Origin of the sequence: Marinobacter iranensis, from assembly GCF_029207565.1 — a bacterium.
Taxonomy (GTDB): domain Bacteria; phylum Pseudomonadota; class Gammaproteobacteria; order Pseudomonadales; family Oleiphilaceae; genus Marinobacter; species Marinobacter iranensis.
The window spans coordinates 146327-167291 of sequence record NZ_JANCMW010000012.1 but is presented as its reverse complement, the minus strand read 5'-3'; the positions used below and the strand labels follow the sequence as shown (position 1 = coordinate 167291).

General features: G+C 58.7%; 21 protein-coding genes. 13 read left to right on the top strand and 8 right to left on the bottom strand.

Annotated features, from left to right (window positions below):
- Positions 1–4: 4 nt before the first annotated feature.
- A complete protein-coding gene (locus tag NLU14_RS17360) occupies positions 5–646 on the top strand; it encodes a tellurite resistance TerB family protein (protein WP_275708853.1) in 642 nt (213 codons plus the stop codon).
- Here NLU14_RS17360 and NLU14_RS17355 read toward each other — a convergent pair.
- Positions 643–1227 (bottom strand): histidine phosphatase family protein, encoded by a 585-nt coding sequence (locus NLU14_RS17355; protein WP_275708851.1) that lies wholly within the window; start codon positions 1225–1227, stop codon positions 643–645. The two genes, NLU14_RS17360 and NLU14_RS17355, sit on opposite strands and share 4 nt — an antisense overlap.
- A 274-nt stretch (positions 1228–1501) precedes the next feature.
- On the opposite strand from NLU14_RS17355, the gene NLU14_RS17350 reads away from it, so the two are divergent.
- From NLU14_RS17350 to NLU14_RS17315, 8 genes are all read left to right on the top strand, one after another.
- Complete coding sequence (locus NLU14_RS17350) at positions 1502–1954, top strand: YaiI/YqxD family protein (RefSeq protein WP_275708849.1); 453 nt, start codon at positions 1502–1504, stop codon at positions 1952–1954.
- Between the two features lie 73 nt (positions 1955–2027).
- A complete protein-coding gene (locus NLU14_RS17345) occupies positions 2028–2990 on the top strand; it encodes a hypothetical protein (protein ID WP_275708847.1) in 963 nt (320 codons plus the stop codon).
- Positions 2991–3149: 159 nt separating this feature from the next.
- The gene (locus NLU14_RS17340; protein WP_275708845.1) at positions 3150–3809 is read left to right on the top strand and encodes a NirD/YgiW/YdeI family stress tolerance protein; all 660 of its coding nucleotides are present in this window, start codon (positions 3150–3152) and stop codon (positions 3807–3809) included.
- A 119-nt stretch (positions 3810–3928) separates the two neighbouring features.
- The gene (locus NLU14_RS17335; protein ID WP_275708843.1) at positions 3929–5719 is read left to right on the top strand and encodes an ABC transporter ATP-binding protein; all 1791 of its coding nucleotides are present in this window, start codon (positions 3929–3931) and stop codon (positions 5717–5719) included.
- A 99-nt stretch (positions 5720–5818) separates the two neighbouring features.
- Entirely contained in the window at positions 5819–6592 is a 774-nt protein-coding gene (locus tag NLU14_RS17330; protein WP_275708841.1) for an ABC transporter ATP-binding protein, read from the top strand.
- On the top strand, positions 6582–7514 hold the full coding sequence (locus tag NLU14_RS17325) for an iron-siderophore ABC transporter substrate-binding protein (RefSeq protein WP_275708839.1): 933 nt from the start codon (positions 6582–6584) through the stop codon (positions 7512–7514). The genes NLU14_RS17330 and NLU14_RS17325 overlap by 11 nt, the downstream gene beginning before the upstream one ends.
- Positions 7504–9531: a Fe(3+)-hydroxamate ABC transporter permease FhuB gene (gene fhuB, locus NLU14_RS17320; RefSeq protein WP_275708837.1), complete on the top strand. Its 2028-nt coding sequence runs from the start codon at positions 7504–7506 to the stop codon at positions 9529–9531. The genes NLU14_RS17325 and fhuB overlap by 11 nt, the downstream gene beginning before the upstream one ends.
- A gap of 317 nt (positions 9532–9848) precedes the next feature.
- Complete coding sequence (locus tag NLU14_RS17315) at positions 9849–10976, top strand: PQQ-dependent sugar dehydrogenase (RefSeq protein WP_275708834.1); 1128 nt, start codon at positions 9849–9851, stop codon at positions 10974–10976.
- Between the two features lie 10 nt (positions 10977–10986).
- Here NLU14_RS17315 and NLU14_RS17310 read toward each other — a convergent pair whose 3' ends face one another.
- Positions 10987–11400 (bottom strand): GFA family protein, encoded by a 414-nt coding sequence (locus NLU14_RS17310; RefSeq protein WP_275708832.1) that lies wholly within the window; start codon positions 11398–11400, stop codon positions 10987–10989.
- Between the two features lie 123 nt (positions 11401–11523).
- Between NLU14_RS17310 and dkgB the strand changes: the two genes are divergently transcribed.
- Positions 11524–12333, top strand: coding sequence for a 2,5-didehydrogluconate reductase DkgB (gene dkgB / locus NLU14_RS17305; protein ID WP_275708830.1), 810 nt, complete (start codon positions 11524–11526; stop codon positions 12331–12333).
- On the opposite strand, the gene NLU14_RS17300 is transcribed toward dkgB, so the two are convergent.
- A complete protein-coding gene (locus NLU14_RS17300; protein ID WP_275708828.1) occupies positions 12302–12988 on the bottom strand; it encodes a DUF6064 family protein in 687 nt (228 codons plus the stop codon). The two genes, dkgB and NLU14_RS17300, sit on opposite strands and share 32 nt — an antisense overlap.
- Positions 12988–13911: an aldo/keto reductase gene (locus NLU14_RS17295; protein WP_275708826.1), complete on the bottom strand. Its 924-nt coding sequence runs from the start codon at positions 13909–13911 to the stop codon at positions 12988–12990. The genes NLU14_RS17300 and NLU14_RS17295 overlap by 1 nt, the downstream gene beginning before the upstream one ends.
- Before the next feature lie 265 nt (positions 13912–14176).
- Here NLU14_RS17295 and dacB point away from each other — a divergent pair, with 265 nt between their 5' ends.
- The 3 genes from dacB to NLU14_RS17280 all read left to right on the top strand — a co-directional run bounded on the left by dacB (position 14177) and on the right by NLU14_RS17280 (position 17291).
- Entirely contained in the window at positions 14177–15766 is a 1590-nt protein-coding gene (dacB, locus tag NLU14_RS17290; RefSeq protein WP_275708824.1) for a D-alanyl-D-alanine carboxypeptidase/D-alanyl-D-alanine endopeptidase, read from the top strand.
- Positions 15767–16074: 308 nt separating this feature from the next.
- Entirely contained in the window at positions 16075–16449 is a 375-nt protein-coding gene (locus NLU14_RS17285; RefSeq protein ID WP_275708821.1) for a DUF4398 domain-containing protein, read from the top strand.
- 26 nt (positions 16450–16475) lie between these two features.
- Complete coding sequence (locus NLU14_RS17280; protein WP_275708819.1) at positions 16476–17291, top strand: OmpA family protein; 816 nt, start codon at positions 16476–16478, stop codon at positions 17289–17291.
- A 157-nt stretch (positions 17292–17448) separates the two neighbouring features.
- On the opposite strand, the gene NLU14_RS17275 is transcribed toward NLU14_RS17280, so the two are convergent.
- The 4 genes from NLU14_RS17275 to NLU14_RS17260 all read right to left on the bottom strand — a co-directional run bounded on the left by NLU14_RS17275 (position 17449) and on the right by NLU14_RS17260 (position 20962).
- Entirely contained in the window at positions 17449–18219 is a 771-nt protein-coding gene (locus NLU14_RS17275) for an SDR family oxidoreductase (protein WP_275708817.1), read from the bottom strand.
- Between the two features lie 16 nt (positions 18220–18235).
- Positions 18236–18925, bottom strand: coding sequence for a histidine phosphatase family protein (locus tag NLU14_RS17270; RefSeq protein ID WP_275708815.1), 690 nt, complete (start codon positions 18923–18925; stop codon positions 18236–18238).
- Positions 18925–19989: a phosphotransferase family protein gene (locus NLU14_RS17265; protein ID WP_275708813.1), complete on the bottom strand. Its 1065-nt coding sequence runs from the start codon at positions 19987–19989 to the stop codon at positions 18925–18927. Before NLU14_RS17265 ends, NLU14_RS17270 begins: the two co-directional genes overlap by 1 nt.
- Positions 19990–20146: 157 nt before the next feature.
- The gene (locus NLU14_RS17260) at positions 20147–20962 is read right to left on the bottom strand and encodes an SDR family oxidoreductase (RefSeq protein ID WP_275708811.1); all 816 of its coding nucleotides are present in this window, start codon (positions 20960–20962) and stop codon (positions 20147–20149) included.
- Positions 20963–20965 lie beyond the last annotated feature (3 nt).

The window sequence follows — 20965 nt, the reverse complement described above, 5'->3', positions numbered from 1 at the left end:
ACAGATGAACGCCATGAACATTCTCAATCAGTTGATGAAGCAGGCCTCCGGCAGCGGCGGCATTGATGTTAAAAGCCTGCTCGGTGGCGGTGCCCTGGGGATGATGGTGGGGTCGAAGCGTGGGCGCAAAATGGGCGGCACGGCACTGAAGTACGGCGCCCTCGCTGGCGTTGGTGTGCTGGCGTGGAAGGCCTACCAGAATTACCAGTCGCAATCGGCCACCCAGGCTGCGGCGCCGGGGAACAACATCCAGGAAGGCCAACCGTTGGAGCAACTGCAAGGCAGCGCCCAGGAACAGCGGGGGCTGGAAATACTCCAGGCCATGATCATGGCGGCCCGCGCCGATGGCCACGTTGATGGCAATGAGCGCGCGATGCTGACACAGGAAATCGAAAACCTGGGCCCGGACGACGAGCTCCATGCCTGGATCCAGCAGCAGTTCGACGCCCCACTGGACGCCAACGCCCTGGCCCGCAACGCAGATTCACCCCAGGCCAGCCGGGAAATCTACGTGGTCAGCGTGGCCATGATTGACGACCAGAACCCCATGGAGCGCGCCTGGCTGGACCAACTGGCCAGTGCCCTGAAACTGGAGCCACCCCTGGCTGCCGAACTGGAGCACCAGGTACTGAACGCGAACGGCTAGTTTTCCGGCGATACCCGCGCCAGTATGGTTGGGTTTTCAGACAACGGCAGTGCCATCACTACCCCCTCGCTCGACGAGGGGAATACATCCGCCAGTGCCGTAATATTCACCTGGTGAGACACCAGGATAACCGGAGGGCCGGGTTCCAGCTCATTCACAATCGCAATCGTCTGCGATGTTTGCATCGCCTCGTAGCCGCGGTTGCCGAAAAATGAGTTCAGCGACTGCATTTCCTCCACCGGCCCCACATCCATTTCCCGTGCGGTATCCAGGCAACGGCACCACTGGCTGCTGAACACCCGCGCCTTATCAATACCCTGCTCCGCCAGAAATGGCTTCCACGCCCGCGCCTGCTGCCGGCCAGTGTCGTTCAGGTTTCGCTGTGTTGAGCAGTCGTCCACGTCAAAGTTAGCGGGGTCTCCCGTTCCCGGCGCCAGGGCGTGACGTAGCATCAGAACCGCCCGTCCTTCCCGGAGGGCCTCCCAAGCTTCTGATTCATTGGCGTGCGCAGTCCCAGCGAAAAAGGGAACCAGGCCCAGAACCAGAGCGAAGAGGACTGTTGAAACACTGTTTCTTTTCATAAGCTCTTATATCCTCTTCCCGTAACTCACTCCGCGGCGATTACTCCGTAGTACGCTCGAGCCATTGGGAGGGGCTTTCCAAAAATGTTGGAGGCCATGGATGGCCGGAATCAAGCGCACAGGGATGTGCTCGTAGCGTTTTTTGGAAAGCCCCTCCCAATAGCGCCGCCCGCCAAACCTGAAGACCCAGAAAACAATACGCGGATCACCTCTTCCAGGCTCACAAAAACAAAAGGTAAACTCCATCAAGAACCGAACCAAGAAGGAACCCGCCATGCCAATCTGGGTCGACGCCGACGCCTGCCCTGTCCCCATCCGGGAAATCATCTGCCGCGCCGCCACCCGCTGGCAGGTAGATACCACCTTCATTGCCAACCACGCCATCAACCTGCCCCCAAGCCCCTACATCAAGCGCCGCCAGGTGCCCCAGGGCTTTGATGTGGCTGACAACGACATTATGGACCAGATGGTAAAAGGCGACCTGGTCATCACCCAGGACATCCCCCTGGCGGCCGAAGCCATCGAAAAAGGCGCTGATGTGTTCAACCCCCGTGGCCAGGCCTTCACCAAAGAAAATATCCGCCAGCGCCTGGCCATGCGCAACTTCATGGAGGAAATGCGCAACGCCGGCCAGGTGACGGGCGGCCCCGCGCCCTTCAGCCAGACCGACCGCAAGGAATTCGCCGACAAGCTGGACCGCTGGCTGCAACAGAATAAGAAACGTTAATTGGCAGGGCTGGCAATCAACGGAACCATCATCCAAGGTACGGGAAAGCCCATCCAACGCCGGGAGGATCATCATGAACCAGAAACCCGCCGATTTGGCCCGCCTCGAACGCTACGCGCCGGGAACCAGTGAATACACCCTCGCCATCATCACCGACGAGGACCACGCCTCCCAGGTAGAACTGGAGGACGGCCAGACCGCCTGGAAGTCCACCCTCCGCTACGACAAGCTCTATCGTGACGTGCATCCGGACACCGGCAAAGTCAGCTATCGCCTGGAAGAGATCCCGGAGGAAGAAGGCGGCGAACACCAGTTGATCAGCCTGATAGCCGAAGGCGGCCGTGGTGCGGAATTCTCCGAACTGGTCCAGTTTGGCAAGCGGCTGGTCACCTTCGACGACCGTACGGGCCTGGTGTGCGAAATCCGCAATGAGAACCAGCTTATTCCCAGACACATCCTGATGACCGGCAGCGGTGACGAGAAGTTCAAGGGCTTCAAAAGCGAGTGGGCTACCCTCAAAGGTGAAGACATGATTGTCGGCAGCCACGGCAAAAAGCCCCAGGAAGAGTGGATCAAGGTACTCGACCGCCACTACGGGCTGAGAAGCGTCGATTGGCGGGAGCATTACCAGCGTATCCGGGATACCCTGGCCGTGGGCCCGGACGGCTACGTGATTCATGAGGCCGCGGAATGGCACCCCTATCGCAAGGAGTGGCTGTTCTTCCCGCGCAAGATTTCAACGGAACCCTTCGACGAGCCGGTCGACGAGCGGGAACGCGGGGCCAATACCCTGATCATTGCGGATGAGGGTTTCAGCAATATACGCACTCTCACAATCGGCGAACGCGTGCCGGAACGAGGAATATCCTCGTTCAAGGTCATTCCGGGCTACCCCAACGAATGCGTGGGCCTGAAGAGTGTTGAAATTGGAGACCACACCGAGACGTGGCTATTCTCTTTCAATCTGGACGGTGAGGTTCTGCAGGAAGACACATTGGTCGGCCGCTACAAGTGTGAGGGCGTGGAAATTCTGTAGCAGGTAATTACCGGAACATTAACAAACTTAAATGGCCCTTTATTTTCAAGCCTTCGAGCACACAGTGGTAGTGAGGCGATGGGTATGGCAAAAAGTTCACTCATTACCATATCCATACATTCATCAGGCACCCAACAATAAGTGTAAGGAGGTCTGACGATGAAACGTACTGCACTTTCGCTCGCCATTTCGTCAGCGTTGGTTGCAGCACCAACGGCAGTGCTTGCCGCCACGGAGTCCCCATACCTTCAATCAGATGGGTCGTGGATTACCCTGAGTGGCACCGTAACCAGCACGGCCGCCGAAACATTCAAGCTGGACTACGGCGGCGGACTTGTCACCGTAGAAATGGATGATTGGGACTGGTATGAAGAAGATGGCGAGATCCTCTCCGGAGACAAGGTAACTGTCTACGGCGAAGTGGATGATGACACCTTCGAAAACACGAAAATCGAAGCCAGCAGTGTCTATGTTGAAAACCTCGGCACATACTTCTTCGCAAGTGCCAAAGACGAAGAAAACTTCAACGATCTCGACGTCACACCAACCGTACCTGTTGATGTTGGTGACCTGACCATAACGGGTACCGTTGAATCCGTTGACGGGCGGGAGTTCACGATTGACTCCGCCGCACAGCAGATGAAGGTGGATACGACTTTCATGTCGTATAACCCGATGGACGACGAGGGTTATCAAAATATCGACAAAGGCGACTTTGTAACAGTCACCGGTAACACTGAGTACGACACCTTCGAAAAGCAGGAACTGATGGCGGAAAGCGTTGTCACGCTCGACGACGACAGGGAGGATAGCTCCTGACTGCCCGCGCTTTAATCACAAAGCCCCGCGTTTTAGCGGGGTTTTGTGATAATGATTCTCTTTGAACCGGAGAACAAATCCGCTACCCTTGCCGCTTTCTGGCGCAAGCGGAGCGAATCATGACTGACCCTTCCCCTCATACCACCAGCAGTTTTTCCGCCCTTGGCCGCTTGCTGAGGTATGCCCGCGGTTACAGGCGCCAGATCATTGCAGCCACCACCTGTTCCATTATCAACAAGCTTTTCGACATTGCGCCGGAAATCCTGATCGGTATCGCCATTGATGTGGTGGTGAACAAGGAAGAAAGTTTTGTTGCCGGCCTGGGCTTCGATACCGCCCAGGAGCAGATCACCATTCTTGCTGTCCTTACTTTTTTCATCTGGGCGGGCGAATCCATATTCGAGTACCTCTTCCAGATCCTCTGGCGCAACCTGGCCCAGCGCCTACAGTCCGACCTGCGGCAGGATGCTTACGAGCACGCCCAGAAGCTGGACATGAGTTTCTTTGAGGCCCGCAGCTCCGGCCAGCTGGTTGCCACCATGAACGACGACGTCAACCAGCTTGAGCGTTTCCTGGATGGCGGCGCCAACGCCATGATTCAGGTAGTGGTTACCGTGGTAGCCGTTGGAGCGGTGTTCTTTGTACTGTCACCCCTTATTGCGCTGCTGGCGTTCTCGCCGATTCCGCTGATTATCTGGGGTGCCTTCTACTTCCAGCGCAAAGCCGGCCCGCTGTACGCGGATGTCCGTGAAAAGGTGGGTGACCTGTCCAGCCGCCTGGCCAACAACCTGGGTGGTATCGCCACCATCAAGAGTTTCACCGCCGAGCAGCGCGAAGCGGAGCGCCTGAAAGCCAGCAGCGAGGCGTATGTGGATGCCAACCGCAGGGCTATCCGCATCAGTTCCGCGTTTATCCCGGTCATCCGTATGGCAATCCTGGCCGGCTTCCTGGCCACCTTTACGGTGGGCGGCATGATGGCCCTGGAAGGTACGCTGAACGTTGGTGCCTACGGCGTACTGGTCTTCCTCACCCAGCGCCTGCTGTGGCCCCTGACCGGCCTTGCGGAAGTGATCGACCTGTTTGAACGGGCCATGGCCAGCACCCGCCGTATTCTCGACCTGCTGGCCGAACCGGTACACGTTCGGGATGATTCAAGCGCTACGCTGGAGCAGCCAGTGAAAGGGGAAGTTAGCTTCGAGGATGTGAGCTTTCACTATCCTTCCAGCGGCGCCGGTATCGACAACATTTCTGTTCAGGTACCGGCCGGAAACACCCTGGCGCTGGTTGGCGCCACCGGTTCCGGCAAGTCCACGCTGATCAAGCTATTGCTGCGTTTTTATGACCCCACCGGCGGCCAGATCCTTATCGACGGCCAGCCCATTCAGTCCGTCAGCCTGAAATCCCTGCGGGAAGCCATCGGGCTGGTCAGCCAGGACGTGTATCTGTTCGAGGGCAGCATCCGTGACAATCTCGCTTACGGTTCCCCCGGTGCCAGTGACGAACAGATCATTGAGGCCGCGAAAACCGCTGAGGCACTGTCCTTTATTGAAGCTCTTCCCGAGGGGCTATCCACGGCCGTGGGCGAGCGCGGGGTAAGGCTTTCCGGCGGCCAGCGCCAGCGCCTTTCCCTGGCCCGCGCACTGCTGAAGGACCCGCCCATCCTGGTGCTCGACGAAGCCACCAGCGCCGTGGACAACGAAACCGAGGCGGCGATCCAGCGTTCGCTGAAGCGGATCGGGCACAATCGTACCGTGATCATGATCGCCCACCGGCTGTCTACGATCGTGGATGCGGATACCATCGCCGTGGTGGAGGGTGGCCGCATTCTGGAGTTCGGCCGCCATGAAGAGCTGTTGGAGAACAACGGCCCCTACTCCGCCCAGTGGAGGGTCCAGACCGGCCAGGCATAAAGCCGGCCGGCACCCTTCACTCCTACTATCCCCATGCAAATATTGATAGTAATTCGCATTTAGATTATTCTGCAGGCCCTCAGAATTACGGGAGCCTGCATGTCTGCGTTCTTCGAAGTATCCAGCCTGGGCGTGCACATCGGTGACGCTGCCATCCTTCACAATATCAACATCGAGTTTCGTGAAGGCGAGGTTACCGCCCTGCTGGGTCACAATGGCTCCGGCAAATCCACGTTGTTGAAAGTGCTGGCCCGCCAGCTATCGCCCTCTTCCGGCAATGCCAGCCTGCTTGGCAGCTCATTCCGCACCACCGGAGCGCGACAATTTGCCCGTACAGTCGGGTACCTGCCCCAGCACCCGCCGGGCACGGACGGCCTCACGGTACGGGAACTCGTCGCCCTTGGCCGGTATCCCTGGCGCGGGCCGCTCGGCCGCTACAACAGTGAAGACCACCGGCTTATCGACCAGGCCATTGCCGACACCGGACTCAATCCCTTCCAGCATCGCTCCGTCGACACTCTTTCAGGGGGCGAACGTCAACGTGCCTGGATTGCCATGCTGCTGGCGCAGCAAACCCGCTGCCTGCTTCTTGATGAGCCGATTTCCGCGCTGGATGTGAAACACCAGGTGGAAACCCTGCGCCTGGTACACCGCCTGGCGGAAGAACGGGAACTGACCGTAATCGTGGTACTGCACGATGTAGACTTGGCCGCACGTTTCTGCGACCGCTTGGTAGCCCTCAAGGCCGGCCGCTTGATCGCGGACGGCACCCCGCATGACATCATGGACTCCGGGGTTCTGGAATCCATCTACGGTGTCCCCATGGGAGTGATGGAGCGAGCGCCGGGCCAGTGGGTCTCGTATGTGCATTAGGCCTTCTGTCAGAGCCCTGGTCGCTCTACTGATCGTCAGCGCCCTGTCTTTGCAGGCCAACGCGGAAACCTGGCAGCACGAAGGCGGCACCCTCACCCTTGATGAAATGCCTGAACGGGTTGTCGCTCTGAACTGGGCGGCCACCGAAGCCCTGCTGTTGCTGGGTGTGACACCCGTGGGCGTGGCCGACCGCGACGGCTACGATGTGTGGGTGAATGAACCGGAGCTTCCAGACAGCGTTCCCAATGTTGGCACCCGTGTGGCTCCCAGCCTGGAAGCCATTGCCGAACTGAAACCGGACCTGATCGTCACCAGTGCGGAAATGGCACCCGCCGCAAAACTGCTGGAGCGTATAGCCCCTACCTACGTGATCAGTGTGTACGCAGAAGGCAGACAACCCTTCGAAAAAGCCAGTGAGATGCTGACCACCCTGGGCGAGATGCTGGGTCGCGAAGCCCGCGCCGAGTCGATTCTGGCAGACATCGACGCCACCCTGGAAACCCAGCGCCACCGGCTTGAAGAAGCCGGCATGACAGACAGGCCGGTGGCACTGGTCAATTTCATGGATGACCGCCACGTGCGGATTTATGCCCCCAATGGTCTGTACCAAAGCGCCCTGAACGCCCTCGGGCTGGAAAACGCCTGGCCCCGGGAAGGCAATTTCTGGGGCTTTTCTGTCGTCGGGCTGGAATCCATTGCCCCCTACGAAGACAGCCGCATTGTGGTCATTGCCCCGACCCTCCCCGGGCTTGCAGACACCCTGGCCAACAGCCCGTTCTGGACTTACCTGCCGGCGGTCAAGCGCAACCAGGTGTACGAAATTGGCGCCATCTGGCCATTCGGCGGTGTTTACCCGGTGAAACGCCTGGCGACCATGCTGACGGACAGCCTGCTGGAAGGGGGTTCAGACAATGTACGCTGATGCTTCGAGCCCACTGGTTTCCCGCCCTGTCATTCCAGCCAGGCTTCCCGTGGCGGCGATTATTCTATGGTTCGGTGCCCTGTTTGCCAGCGCGACCCCGTGGCTTGGTGAACTCAACGTCGGCGCCCTGGTGTCCGTCTTCTGGACGTTTAATCCGGACGATTATTCCTCGGTACTGGCCCACTTCAGCTGGGCACCCCGCGTGTCCATCGCCATCCTGATCGGTTGTGGGTTAGGGCTTGCCGGCGCCGTTACACAACAGGTTCTTGGCAACCCACTGGCCTCACCCACCACCCTTGGCGTGGAAGCCGGCGGCCAGTTCGGCGTCACCGTTGCCACGCTGTTCGCGCCCGGCCTGCTGGCCTTCAGCCCGGACCTGGTCGCGATTGGCGGCGGGCTGCTGGCCATTGGAATGGTGATTGCCCTGACCTGGCGGCTGGGTTTCTCGCCCGTTACGGTCATCCTCGCCGGGCTGGTCATCACCTTCTTCCTGGGCGCCATGAACATGGCGTTCCTGCTGCTGAAAGGCGAGTGGCTGGGCAATCTCTTTATCTGGGGCGCCGGTTCTCTGGTACAGAATAACTGGGGCCCGTTTATGGACCTGTGGCCCAAGGTGCTGGTGATTGCCATCCTGATGTTGCTGCTGATGCGGCCCTTGCAGGTGCTGCAACTGGGGCAGTCTTCCGCCAGTTCGCTGGGCGCAAAGGTTGGGCTTGTCCGTGCACTGGCGCTGTTCCTGGTGGTGCTGATGACGGCTACCGTGGTCAGCCGGGTTGGCGTGGTGGCCTTTGTGGGCCTGGCGGCACCGGTACTGGCCCGCCTTCTGGGCGCCCGCACACTGGCCAGCCGCCTGCTGTGGAGCACACTCATGGGTGGCGGTTTACTGTTACTGGCAGACACCCTGGCGCACTGGGCATCCACCTGGGGCGACGGCTCGCTGGTACCCACGGGGACCACCACCGCGCTGATCGGCGGCCCGGTCATCCTGATGGCCCTGCAAGGTTTCAGAAACACCCACCACATGCCGGGCCAGGCGTCCAATCCGGGCGACTTTATGCCCAATCGCCGGTCACCGTTGCTTGTGAGTGGCGCGGTTACCGCCCTACTGGCAATCACCCTGATTGTCTCCATGGGCTGGGCTCCGGGGCTGGATGGCTGGAACTGGACCTCCGTTACGCAATGGGACCAGGCCTGGGTCTGGCGCGGCCCGCGGATGTTGGCGGCGATGCTTGCCGGCGTTGCACTGGGGCTGGCCGGCACGCTGATTCAGAGGATGACAGGTAACCCCATGGGCAGCCCGGAAATGCTGGGCATCAGCGGTGGGGCCGCGTTGGTTATGGTGTTGCTTGTGCTCTCGGGTACTGAGGTTAGCCGACTTGGCCAGTTGGGCGCAGCCACCCTTGGGGCCGCCGGTGCCCTCGGGCTTCTGCTTCTGCTGGCCCGCAAACACCGGTTTGCCGGCAACCAGCTCCTGCTCGGCGGCCTGGCCCTGTATGTGTTTATGGATGCCGGGTTGCGATTGGTGATGGCCTCCGGCGGCACCGTGGCGTCACAACTGTTGAACTGGATGTACGGCTCCACCTGGCTGGTCTCCGAAAATGAGGCTTTCGGCCTGATGGGCTTTATCGTGCTGATCTGTGCCCTGCTGTTGCTGATCGTACGGCCGCTGACCATCCTGCCGTTGGGCGAAACCTCTGCCTCCTCCCTCGGGTTACCGGTTGTCAGGGCCCGCCTGCTACTGCTGATGCTGGCAGCGGTGCTTACTGCCTCGGCTACGGTGGTGATTGGCCCGCTGAGTTTTGTTGGGCTGATTGCACCACACCTGGCAAGGGTGTTGGGGCAGCAGACCGTGGGCCGGCAATTGATTGTGGCAGCGTTGGTGGGTGGGCTTCTGCTTGCGGTAGCGGATTACCTGTCCCGAATTGTAGTCTTTCCCAACCAGCTGCCCGCAGGCTTGCTGGCAGCCCTGGTCGGCGGCGTTTACTTCCTGTGGGGATTAAGCCGCCACGGCAAGTAGTGATGGTCCCGTTACCAGAGCAAGAGAATGCTGGCCAGTACCAGAATAAACACACCAGAGCCGGCCGCCAGTTTCAGTCCTTCGATCGCTTCTTCTTCGGGGGTCATTGCACGCCTCCTTGTCTACATTGATTGACGATAGTTCCCGTTGATGCCGGTAACTACAATCTACACCACAAATCGACAAATGTTAATAGTTCTCATTAACATTTTGGTAATGGGATATTCTGATACTGTTCGCCCTTCCCTTCGTGCTGACTGCTAGACTGCAGCCATAGCATATGCCTTGGCAGATATTCCGAACGGAGAGAACATCCCATGAACCGAATCGGCAGAATCCTGACGTCCCTGGCCCTGGCTGGCGTGGCAACCACGGGCTTTGCCTCAGGCCAGATCTTCAGTTCCGACAAAACTGACTTTCGCCTGGAAACGGTCGCCGAGGGCCTGGAACATCCCTGGAGCCTGGCCTTCCTCCCTGGCGGCTCCCAACTGGTGACCGAACGTGAAGGCCGGTTGCGCCGCATCGAGAATGGCAAGCTTCAGGAAGAGCCCATTGCCGGTGTACCCGAGCTGGTGGTATCAGGCCAGGGTGGCCTGCTGGACGTGATCCTGCACCCGGATTTCGAAAACAACCGCACCCTGTTCCTGAGTTACGCCCACAAAAAAAGCCGTGAGGGCATGACCACCCGGGTAGCCCGGGCGATACTGGACGGTAACCGGCTATCGGACGTTGAGGTTATTTTCGAGGCCCTGCCCCGTGGTGACACCAGCCGCCACTTTGCCGGGCGCATGGAGTTTGACAGCGAGGGCAACCTGTACATTGCCGTGGGCGACCGGGGCGAGATGGACCGCGCCCAGGCCACTGACGACGATGCCGGCGGTGTTCACCGGCTGACGGTCGACGGGGAGCCCGCGCCGGGCAATCCCTTTCTCGATGACCCGTCCGTGAACGATACCTTCTTTACCTACGGCAACCGCAACATCCAGGGCATGACGATTCACCCGGAGACCGGTGAGATCTGGAGCCACGAACATGGCCCCAGGGGTGGCGACGAAATCAACATCATCCGCGCGGGCAACAACTACGGGTGGCCAGACGTGACCTACGGCATCGACTATTCAGGGATACCCATCACCGACAAGACCACCATGGAGGGCGTGACCGACCCGCTGCATTACTGGGATCCGTCCATTGCGCCATCCGGCATGGCCTTCTACACCGGTGATAAGTTTCCCGAATGGCGGGGTGACCTGTTCGTGGGGGCACTGAAAATGCAAAAGCTGGTGCGCCTGAACATTGAGAACGAAGAGGTGAAAGAGGAAGAGGATCTACTGGAAGACCTCGGGGCGCGCATCCGCGATGTGCGCATGGGCCCCGACGGCGCTTTATGGCTGCTGACGGATGCCGATAACGGCAAGGTTTACCGGATAGTACCAGTGGAATAGTGTCTGTGGGCTAGTGCGGGTCGTTGGCCCTTTCGGTTTTCTCAAACTGCGGGATATCATCGGTGATGGTATACCAGTCAGACTTGGAGCCAACGTAAACGTGTGAGGCCGGGCCCTTTTCCAGAGGTTCATTGATCACACCCACCCGCAGGCGCAAAATACCAGGAATGGCATCCACCCGGCTGTAGAGTTGGCTTCCGCAGCGTGGGCAGAACCCGCGATACTTTCCCGGGCGGGACTCGTATTCACGGATCAGCTCTTCACCCGCCGTAAAACGGGTGTGGATCTTTTGCAGTGGCGCACTGGCGGAGAACGCGCTGCCGTGGGCACGGCGACACTGGCTGCAGTGACACAGGGCAATGGGCCCCAGGGGGCCGTCGTATTCCAGTTTGATATCGCCACACAGGCATTGCCCTGTCAGCATAATTTGACCTCAACCAACTTTCGCTTGTGGTGTTCCGAAGGGCGGTATGATAACCACCAGCCACTTGAAGAACCAGCAGGCGGGCACCACATATCAGTCACAGCGTTCGCAAAGGAGGACACTATGGCATTCAGCACACTTCCGGAAATCGGTATGGGCACTTTTCGCCTGAAGGGCAATGACGCAAGAGACGCGGTCAAAAGCGCCCTTTCCCTCGGCTACCGCCATATCGATACAGCCCAGATCTACGAAAACGAGGCTGAAGTGGGCGATGGCATTACCTCCAGCGGCATCCCTCGTCGTGAGATCTTCCTGACCACTAAAGTCTGGCATGACCAGCTTAAGCGCAGCGACCTGATCAACAGCCTGCATGACAGCCTGACCCGCCTTAAAACAGACCATGTTGACCTTGCCCTGATCCACTGGCCTTCACCGGGTGATGAAGTACCCATGGCAGAATATCTGGGGGCGTTGAGGGATGCTCAACGTGAAGGACTGACAACCCATATCGGGCTGTCCAACTTCACCTGCGCCCAGATGGACCAGGCAAAGGAGATATTCGGTGACACGCCGATTTTCACCAATCAGGTGGAGGTGCACCCTTTCCTGGCCAATCGTGAGGTGGTGGAGCATGCCCAGAAACTGGGTATTACCGTGACCGGCTACATGCCCCTGGCAGTGGGCAAGGTCATGGAAGACGAGACACTGGCTCGTATCGGCCGGCAGCACAATGCATCGGCGGCGCAGATTGCCATCGCCTGGGTGGCTTCCCGTGGGGTGGTACCGATTCCGTCCTCAACCCGGCCAAAGCACCAGATGGCCAATCTGGACGCGCTCAACATCACCCTCAGCGCTGAAGAGATCGCGGAGATAGACAAGCTGGACCGTGGCGAGCGAATCGCTAACCCCGATTTTGCGCCCGCCTGGGACTGAACAGCAACGCCAGAACCGCCAGAGCCAGCGTGGCGGCCGGGATGACAACCAGCACCCTGGTGCCGAGCGTCCAGAGCGTTGCCACGCTGAACAGACCCCATACCAACGGTAGCAGCAGAAACAGCCAGCGTATCCGCCTGGGCAACACCAGCATGCAGGGTACTGCCCCCAACGCGGTCACGTGGGGTGTGACCGCAAACAGAGCCACGGAGTGCCAGTTTCCTGATTGCGCAACCGTCAGCAGTGGCGACAGCCCCATAATCACCACCCAGCCAATCCCGGATGACCAGCGTGCCATGGCTGACTGTTCAGCCACCGTATCCCAACGCCAGACCAGAGCAACCACGGTCAGCAACGCCCCCTGAAGCACAAAGGCCCAGCCGAACCAGGTGGCCGGTAAATTCACTGGCCCGTAGTACTCCATCAGGAAGCCGGCCCCGCTCCAAAGCCAGGCAGCGGCCATCAGCAGCAGGATTCCCCGCCTTGCCAGGATATCCCCACGTACCAGCAGGGCTCCGATGGCCACCACCATGATCACGGCAATGCCCTGCCAGGGCCAGATATCCTGGTTGATGCGGACAAAGAGACGCAGAAATACCTCGGGGCCGAACATCAGGAAGTCCGACAGGGAGTAGCTGAGCCAGTTGGAGTCCATCACAGCCCGGCGACGTAGTCGGCCATTTGGGAGCGTTGTTGCTCATCCGGTAGCGGGCCAACCATTGCGCCCATGTTCTCCTTCATATGTTCCACCTTGGTTGTGGCTGGAATGGCACAGGTTACCGCCGGATGGGACAGGATGAACTTCAGGAAAAACTCCGCCCAGTTGCCACAGCCTGCCTCGCCGGCCCAGGATGGCAGGGGCTCGGACTGAAAGCGCTGGAACAGGCTACCGCCCTGGAACGGCCGGTTTACAATAACAGCGATACCGCGCTCCCTTGCCAGCGGCAACAATCTCTCCTCTGCTTCCCGGTCCAGTACGTTATAGGTCAACTGAACGAAATCCAGCGGTTCGGCTTCCATAATCCGCTCGAAATCCCCGTGCCTGCGACCATGGGAGGTAGTGATACCAACATAGCGCACTTCGCCGTTGGCCTTCATTTGCTGCAACGTCTCCAGGTGTGCCTGCCAGGCGACCAGATTGTGAACCTGTTGCAGGTCAAAGCGCTCAATGCCCCACTTTCTGCGCGAGGCCCGGTCCTGCTCCCGGGTAGCGTCGCCATCTCCGGTCCATATCTTGGTGGCGGAGAACAGTTTGTCACGGGCATTCAGCGTGTCCAGCGCTTCACCCATCACCTCGGCTGCGGAACCATACATGGGCGATGAATCCACCAGGGTGCCGCCCAGGTCGAAAAAGGTCTTCAGCACATCGGTGCGCTGGTCAATCAGGTACTGGTCGCCACCCACATTGAAGGTGCGCCAGGTTCCCATACCAATCGCCGGCAGCGTTTCGCCGGAGGAAGGGATGGTCCGCGTTATCGTTTCCCCAGTAGAGGCAGCCATCAGTGATGGGAGGCGCAGTGAAAGACCGGTAGCCGCCAATGCCATCAGGAATTTTCTTCGGGTGAGCTCAGTTGCCATGCTGCCTCCGGTACGTGTATTCACGACCTGTTCTGGTTACGAACCAGTGGGTGTTCGGGTTCCGTGCCGTGTACTGATCGTAACGCCTAAGGTTGTGCAAAAGCTAACCTGTTGATTAGTATGAGAGCTTACATCCCTTAACAAAAACGCAATATAAACAACGACCCTACTGGCATTTTTTAACGTCATGTAGAGGCTTTTCACATAGTATGAGCCCGAAATATGGGCTATTGTTAATGCACTTGTATTTGATGAGCGCTGCACCATGTTGCTAACGGCACGAAGCCACCTGAACACATCCTCCAAGGGAACTATCCGCCGGCATGGTCGAATGGCGCGACGTGTGCTGGTTGCCACCGTGACCGCAGCCCTGTCTTTCGGGTCTGCCTGCGCATTCTCTTCCGAGCCTGGGAATGATCACGGTATAACGGGCACATCCAATAAAACCTGGAGCAACCAGGTGCGGGATTACGCCACCGAATCCCTGAACGATGAGCATGCGCTGAGCATGGCGGCCATCCCCCTGAACGGACCGGGCATCGAGCAATACATAAACGCCGATGCCTTGATGAGCCCGGGCTCCATTATCAAACTGATCACCACCTACGCCGCGCTGGAGATCCTGGGGCCTACCTATCACTGGAATACCAACTTCTACACCGACGGCGAGCTTGTTGGCGACACCCTCAATGGCAACTTCTACGTCGATATGGGCGGAGATCCGAAGCTGACCATTGAGCGGCTCTGGAGCACCCTGAATGAACTGCGCGGCATGGGCATCAGCGCTATCAATGGCAATCTGGTACTGGACGGGGACGTGTTCAGCCTGACCAACGGCCTGCCAACTTTTGACGACAACGGCGACAACCCTCATGCCCCGTTCCTGGTAAAGCCGTCGCCGTACCTGACCAACCTGAACCTGGTACACTTTCAGGTGCGTGCGGACGAGCGCGGAACCCAAGCCTGGAGCGCGCCGTCGCTGAACGACGTGGTTATTGACAACCGGGTGACGGCCACCGCTGAGGGGCCCTGTCCGGCACGCAGGCGCTTTACCTGGGAACCGTTTTTCCATGAGGATCACCGGGTCACCGTGCGTGTGACTGGCGAACTGCCCCAGGGCTGCCGAACCACGGCCTACCTGTCACTTCTGCCCCACGAACAGTATACGGCGTCGCTGATTCGGTCGCTGCTTTCAGATATGGGCATCGAGGTTACCGGCAAGAGCCTGCTGGCCAACACACCGGACGACGCCCGACTGTTGCTGAGAACCACCTCTCCGGATCTGGTGACCATGGTCCGGGACATCAACAAGTGGAGCAGCAATGTGATGGCCCGCCAGTTGCTGCTGACCATTGGCGCCGAGCACCGCTTGGAAGACGACGAGGATGACCGCATCGCCGGTATCCGGGTGATCTACGAGTGGCTCCAGAACAAGGGTGTTAACACTGCCGGCATGGTTATTGAAAATGGGGCCGGCCTGACCCGCGACGGGCGTATTACTGCCCGCCAGGGTGCCCAGATTCTCCAGCATGCCTGGAACAGTCCCTTCTCCTCGGACCTGATGGCGTCCATGCCATTGATTGCAATGGACGGCACCATGGCCAGACGGCTACAGAATTCCGGGCTGGATGGCAAAGGGCGCATCAAGACCGGCTACCTTGAGAACGTACGCTCCATTGCCGGCTACACCCGCGATGACACCGATACCACCTGGGCCATTGTCGGCATGGTGAATAACGACCCGGCGTGGAATGGTCAGGCTGTGCTGGATCGAATTATCTACTCTCTTCACTATCGGCCACCGACAGGAACCACCCTTTCCCAGGCACAATCCAGCGGCACCAAAATACGCTGAGGCGCAATAAAACGCCTGTAGCTTTGCGCCTCGGCGGTTACAATTTTTTCACCCCACTGATCAAAACTCGCCGTGCCCGCTTCGTAAACGGCGCAGGAGCAATCAGTAGGACTTACGGCCAGGGCTGCCATCGTCCACTCCGATTTCAGCCCAGTGCTGCTCACTCCTGTCGTCGCTCTGTTGTGCCATTCCTTTCCAGATCTTCATGTGGGCTGCGGCATCCTCCTGCTAACCTCCATAGCCGTGAGCATAACCAGTATACGAACAGGACATGATCGGTCCCGTTCTTTCGTGGAAGGAGAAAATGCATGAACAAGCATACGTCGATGTTAGGTGCTGCAGGCGTCATCAGCATCGCTGTTCTCGCCGGTGGCTGCGCCAGTTCCGTCGAGCGCCCTGACGGCAAGCTCCAATCAGCCGAATCTGCCGTCGAAAAGGCCGTGTCCTCAGGTGCCAGAGAATTCGAGCCTGTACTTCTGAACGAGGCCCAAAACCGGATTGCAGACGCCAGGGAATTGATCGAGCAGGAACAATACCTCGAAGCACGCAGACAGTTGGAGAAGGCATCGGTTGATGCTCAACTGGCAGGTGCCAGGGCAGATACCGCGAAGGCGAAACAGGCGGTGGAGGAGATCAATAACAGCATTGAATCTCTTCGCCAGCAAGTTGATCAGCGCCAGTAAGGCCTCTACGGAAACAGGAGATCGTTATGAACAAGCGCAACATGACATTGGGCATTGCTGTCAGCTTTTCCGTACTCATGGCCGGATGCGCCAGTACACCTCAGGACAACGCGAAAGTCGACGAGGCCAGAGCTGCCTATGATGAAATCAAGAATGACCCTGACGTTGTCCGCAGCGGAGATCGCCAACTGAGCGACGCAAGGGAGGAACTTACACGAGCGGAGAATCTGCTGGATGAGGGCGCTGAAATCGTCAGGATTGAGCATGCAGCCTACCTGGCCAACCGGCATGCGCAAATCGCCGGCGAGCAAGGCAAACACGCCGAACTGCAGCAGCAGATCGATTCCGCCGAAGAGCGTCGCAAGGAGTTGGAGTTGCAGATGCGCGCCAATGAAGCACAACAGGCCAGGCGCGAAGCGAAAGAGCTTCGCCTGCAAATGGAGGCAATGCAGGCCGAGCAAACCGATCGCGGAATGGTATTGACGCTCGGAGATGTGCTGTTCGACCTGAATCGAGCAGAACTGAAGTCTTCCGGAGAGTCAACGGTCAGACGCCTGGCTGAGTTCATGAATGAGTATGAAAACCGGCGGGTACGCGTCGAAGGCTACACCGACAGCACCGGCGAGGCCTCTTACAATCAGGGCCTTTCCGAACGCCGGGCGCAAACCGTTCGCGATACGCTGGTAGACATGGGCATCAGCAGAAGCCGCGTGGAGACAAAAGGGTTCGGTGAGCAGTTCCCTGTTGCCAGCAACGACAGCTCCGGCGGGCGACAACAAAACCGCCGTGTTGAGATAGTCATCTCTGATGAGGAGGGCAATATCGAAACACGGGAAAATTGATCGCCCGGCTGACACTTGCCCAAAAAAAAGCCCCGGTTCAACCGGGGCAAGTTTTTTCAAAGATGCAAAGAATCAACGCTTTCACCTGATTCTGACGTGTTATACGTTATTCATCCCTTATGGATCAGTTTGGCTACCTCCGAGCAGGAATCCCGGCTCAGATGGTCAGGTAGCCGCCATCCACATTGATGCAGGTGCCCGTGGTGTAGCTGGAGGCACCGGAAGCCAGGTAAAGCACTGTGCCGGCCATTTCGTCGGGGTCTGCCACCCGCTTCATGGGGATATGGGCCATGGCCTGCTTCTTGATGGCTTCGTTGCTGGTCAGGGCGCTGGCGAATTTGGTATCAGTCAGCCCCGGCAACAACGCATTCACCCTCACCTTCTGCTGCCCCAGTTCCATGGCGAAGGATTTGGTCATGGAGATCACCGCCGCCTTGGTCACCGAGTAGATGCCCTGGAAGTGGCCCGGATTAACACCATTCACCGACGCGACGTTGATGATGGAACCACCACCATTCTTCTTCATGATTTGCGCACCCCGTGCACACATGAAGAAATAGCCGCGAATGTTCACATCCACGGTCTTGTGGTAGGCGCCCAGGTCTGTGTCTTCGATGGGGCCAAAATAGGGGTTGGCTGCCGCGTTGTTCACCAGGATATCCAGCTTGCCGTGCTTAGATTCGATGTGCCGCCAGATGTCTTCAATCTGGTCCATCTCACCAATGTGGCAGGCATAGGCCTCGGCGCTGCCGCCGGCTTCACGAATGCTGCTGGCCACGGCCTCACAGCCATCGATCTTACGGCTGCTGACAATCACGTGGGCGCCGTAGTTGGCCAGGGTACGGGCAATGCTCTCACCAATACCACGGCTGGCGCCGGTAATCAGGGCTACTTTGCCGTTCAGGTCAAACAGGTCTTGTTTACTCATTCTTCACCTCAATTCGTTATCGGAAGGTCACCAGGGAGGCGTCTTCGGCTTCCAGGTGACTGTAGTTGTTGAACACCGCGAGGCTGCGACGGCCCCCTGAATGCAGGATGCGGGTGACGCTGGTGTTGGCAATGACGGAATTCATGTCCAGTGTTTTGCGATCACTCAGCTGCAGCAGATGTTGCGCCATAACTGCAATGGGGCCGCCGGAAGTGGACACCAGGGTATCGCCGCCATCTGCGTATTCGATCAGCCGCTCCAGGGATGTGATCACCCGGTTGCGGAAATCGCCCCACGACTCGGCGTATTCGTCATCGTGCTCGCCACCGACCCAGCGGACCATGGCTTCCTCGAATACCTGCTGAAAGGCTCGGGCGGGCTTGGGGAATGAAGCCAGGTCCCGCGCCATACGCTCACGGTCCGCCCATTCCGGGCGCAGACATTCCACCAACTGGGTATGGTCAAACTCGTTGAAACCCTCAACGGCCTGCATATCCGGTAGGGTGTCGCCGTAACCACTGGCAATCGCTTCAACAGTTTCCCGATGGCGCTCCATATTGCCGCCGAACACGGCGCTGGGCTTTATTTTGCCGGCAAACCAGTGGCCCAGCACACGGCCCTGCTCCCAGCCACGGGGCGAGAGCTGGTCGTAGTTCTCCTTGCCGAAACTGGCCTGCCCGTGGCGAATCAGATAGATCGTTGCCATTACAGGTCACTCGCCTCAATCAGTCGCTGGCAGCGCTTTTCCAGGTAGTTGGCGGCATGCCCAAACGAAGCAAAACGCTTGTCCTTGGTCTGGCCATGGTAGTAGCGGTAATAGATCTGCTGAACAATCACCGCCAGCCGGAACAGGCCATAGATTTCGTAGAAGTCGAAGTTGTCGATTTTCAGGCCGGATTTCTCGGCGTAGTAAGCGACCACTTCCTTGCGGGTCAGCATGCCCGGGCGGTGGGTCGGTTGCCGGCGCAACATCTGGAACGGGCCTTCATCGTCTGCCTCGATCCAATACGCCAGGCTGTTGCCCAGGTCCATCAGCGGGTCACCAATGGTGGCCATTTCCCAGTCCAGCACACCTACAACCTCAAACGGGTTGTCCGGGTTCAGAACTACGTTATCGAAACGGTAGTCGTTGTGAATAACGACCTGCGCAATATCGTCAGGCATCTTGTCGTTCAGCCAGCCCATAACGGTTTCGAAATCGCCCACGTCATCGGTTTTGGCCTTGCGGAAACGGTCACTCCAGCCGCCAATCTGGCGCTGCACATAACCCGCGCCCTTGCCCAGCTTGTCCAGACCGGTGGCCTTGGCGTCGACATTGTGAAGATCCACCAGCTTGTCGATGACGTTCAGGCACAGTTTGCGGGTATCCGCCTCGCTGAGCTCAAAGTCCTTGGGGAAATCCTGACGCAAGATGATGCCTTTGAGTCGCTCCATCACGTAGAAATCGCAGCCCAGTACGTCATGATCGTCACAGATGGCGACGATGTTGGGGACGTAGGGAAACTCGGGCTTGAGTGCCCGCATCACCTTTGCTTCCCGCAGCATGTCGTGGGCGGACTTGGCGATATGGCCGAACGGCGGGCGACGCAACACGTAGGAACGGTCGTCGTAATCCACCTGGTACGTCAGGTTGGAAGCACCACCGGGGTACTGCTTGATATCCGGCTGGCCTTCCAGGTCCGGAATGGCCTGCTTCATGAAGCGGTCAACAGCCGCGACATCCAGCTCTTCGCCTTCGCGGATATCAACAGCCTGGTCGATCTGGGTCATTCAGCTCTCCTTTACTATCCAGACGTCAGCAAGGGAGCAGGTCTTTCCAGAACACGCTGTAAATACGTCCCTGTACGCTCCGCTCCGCCATCCATGGCTCCGCAGGGTTCTGGAAAGACCTGCCCCCTTACTTCCTGATTCTGTGTTAAACGGTGACTTAAGCCTTACCGCCCATTTTCTTCATCCAGCGCTTGCTTTCCTGGTGCATCAGCCAGTCAAACGCCCTGGGCGCATGGCGCTTGAGCACCCACATACGGCGCTCCCTGGCGTGGGGAAGCACCCAGAAATCGCCCTTCTCCACCGAGCGGACAATATCGTCGGCCACGTTTTCGGCGGTGATGGTGGAGCGCTTCATCAGCTTGTTCACGTTCTGCTGAATGCCGGGAATATCCGACCGCATGCTGCTGGTCAGGTTGGTCTGGAAAAACGCCGGGCACACGCAGCTGACGTGTATACCGGAGTCTCTCAGTTCCTGGCTCAGGGTTTCCGAGAGTGCAATCACACCGGCCTTGGATACATTGTAGCTGTCCATCAGCGGCGCAAGCATCAGCCCGGCCATGGAGGCGATGTTCACAAACGCACCGCTGCCCTGCTTCTTGAACTGCGGAGTAAAGGCCTTACAGCCCCGAACAACACCCAGCACGTTGATGTCCATGATCCATTCCCAATCGGCCATGGTGGTGTCTTCGATGGAACCTGCGGAGGCAACGCCAGCGTTGTTGACCACAACGTCTACCCCACCCCATTTGCCGGTCAGATCCGCACAGATCTTCTCCAGATCCGTCAGCCGACGCACATCGCACTCAACGAAGTACCCTTCGCCACCGGCGTTATTGATCTCCTGCTCTACGGCAACACCCTGTTCCGGGTTAATGTCCCCAATGCAGACCCTGGCGCCCTTCTTGGCATACCTCAAGGCAATCGCCCGGCCCAGGCCACTTGCCCCGCCGGTTATAAATACTCGCTGTGTCATCGT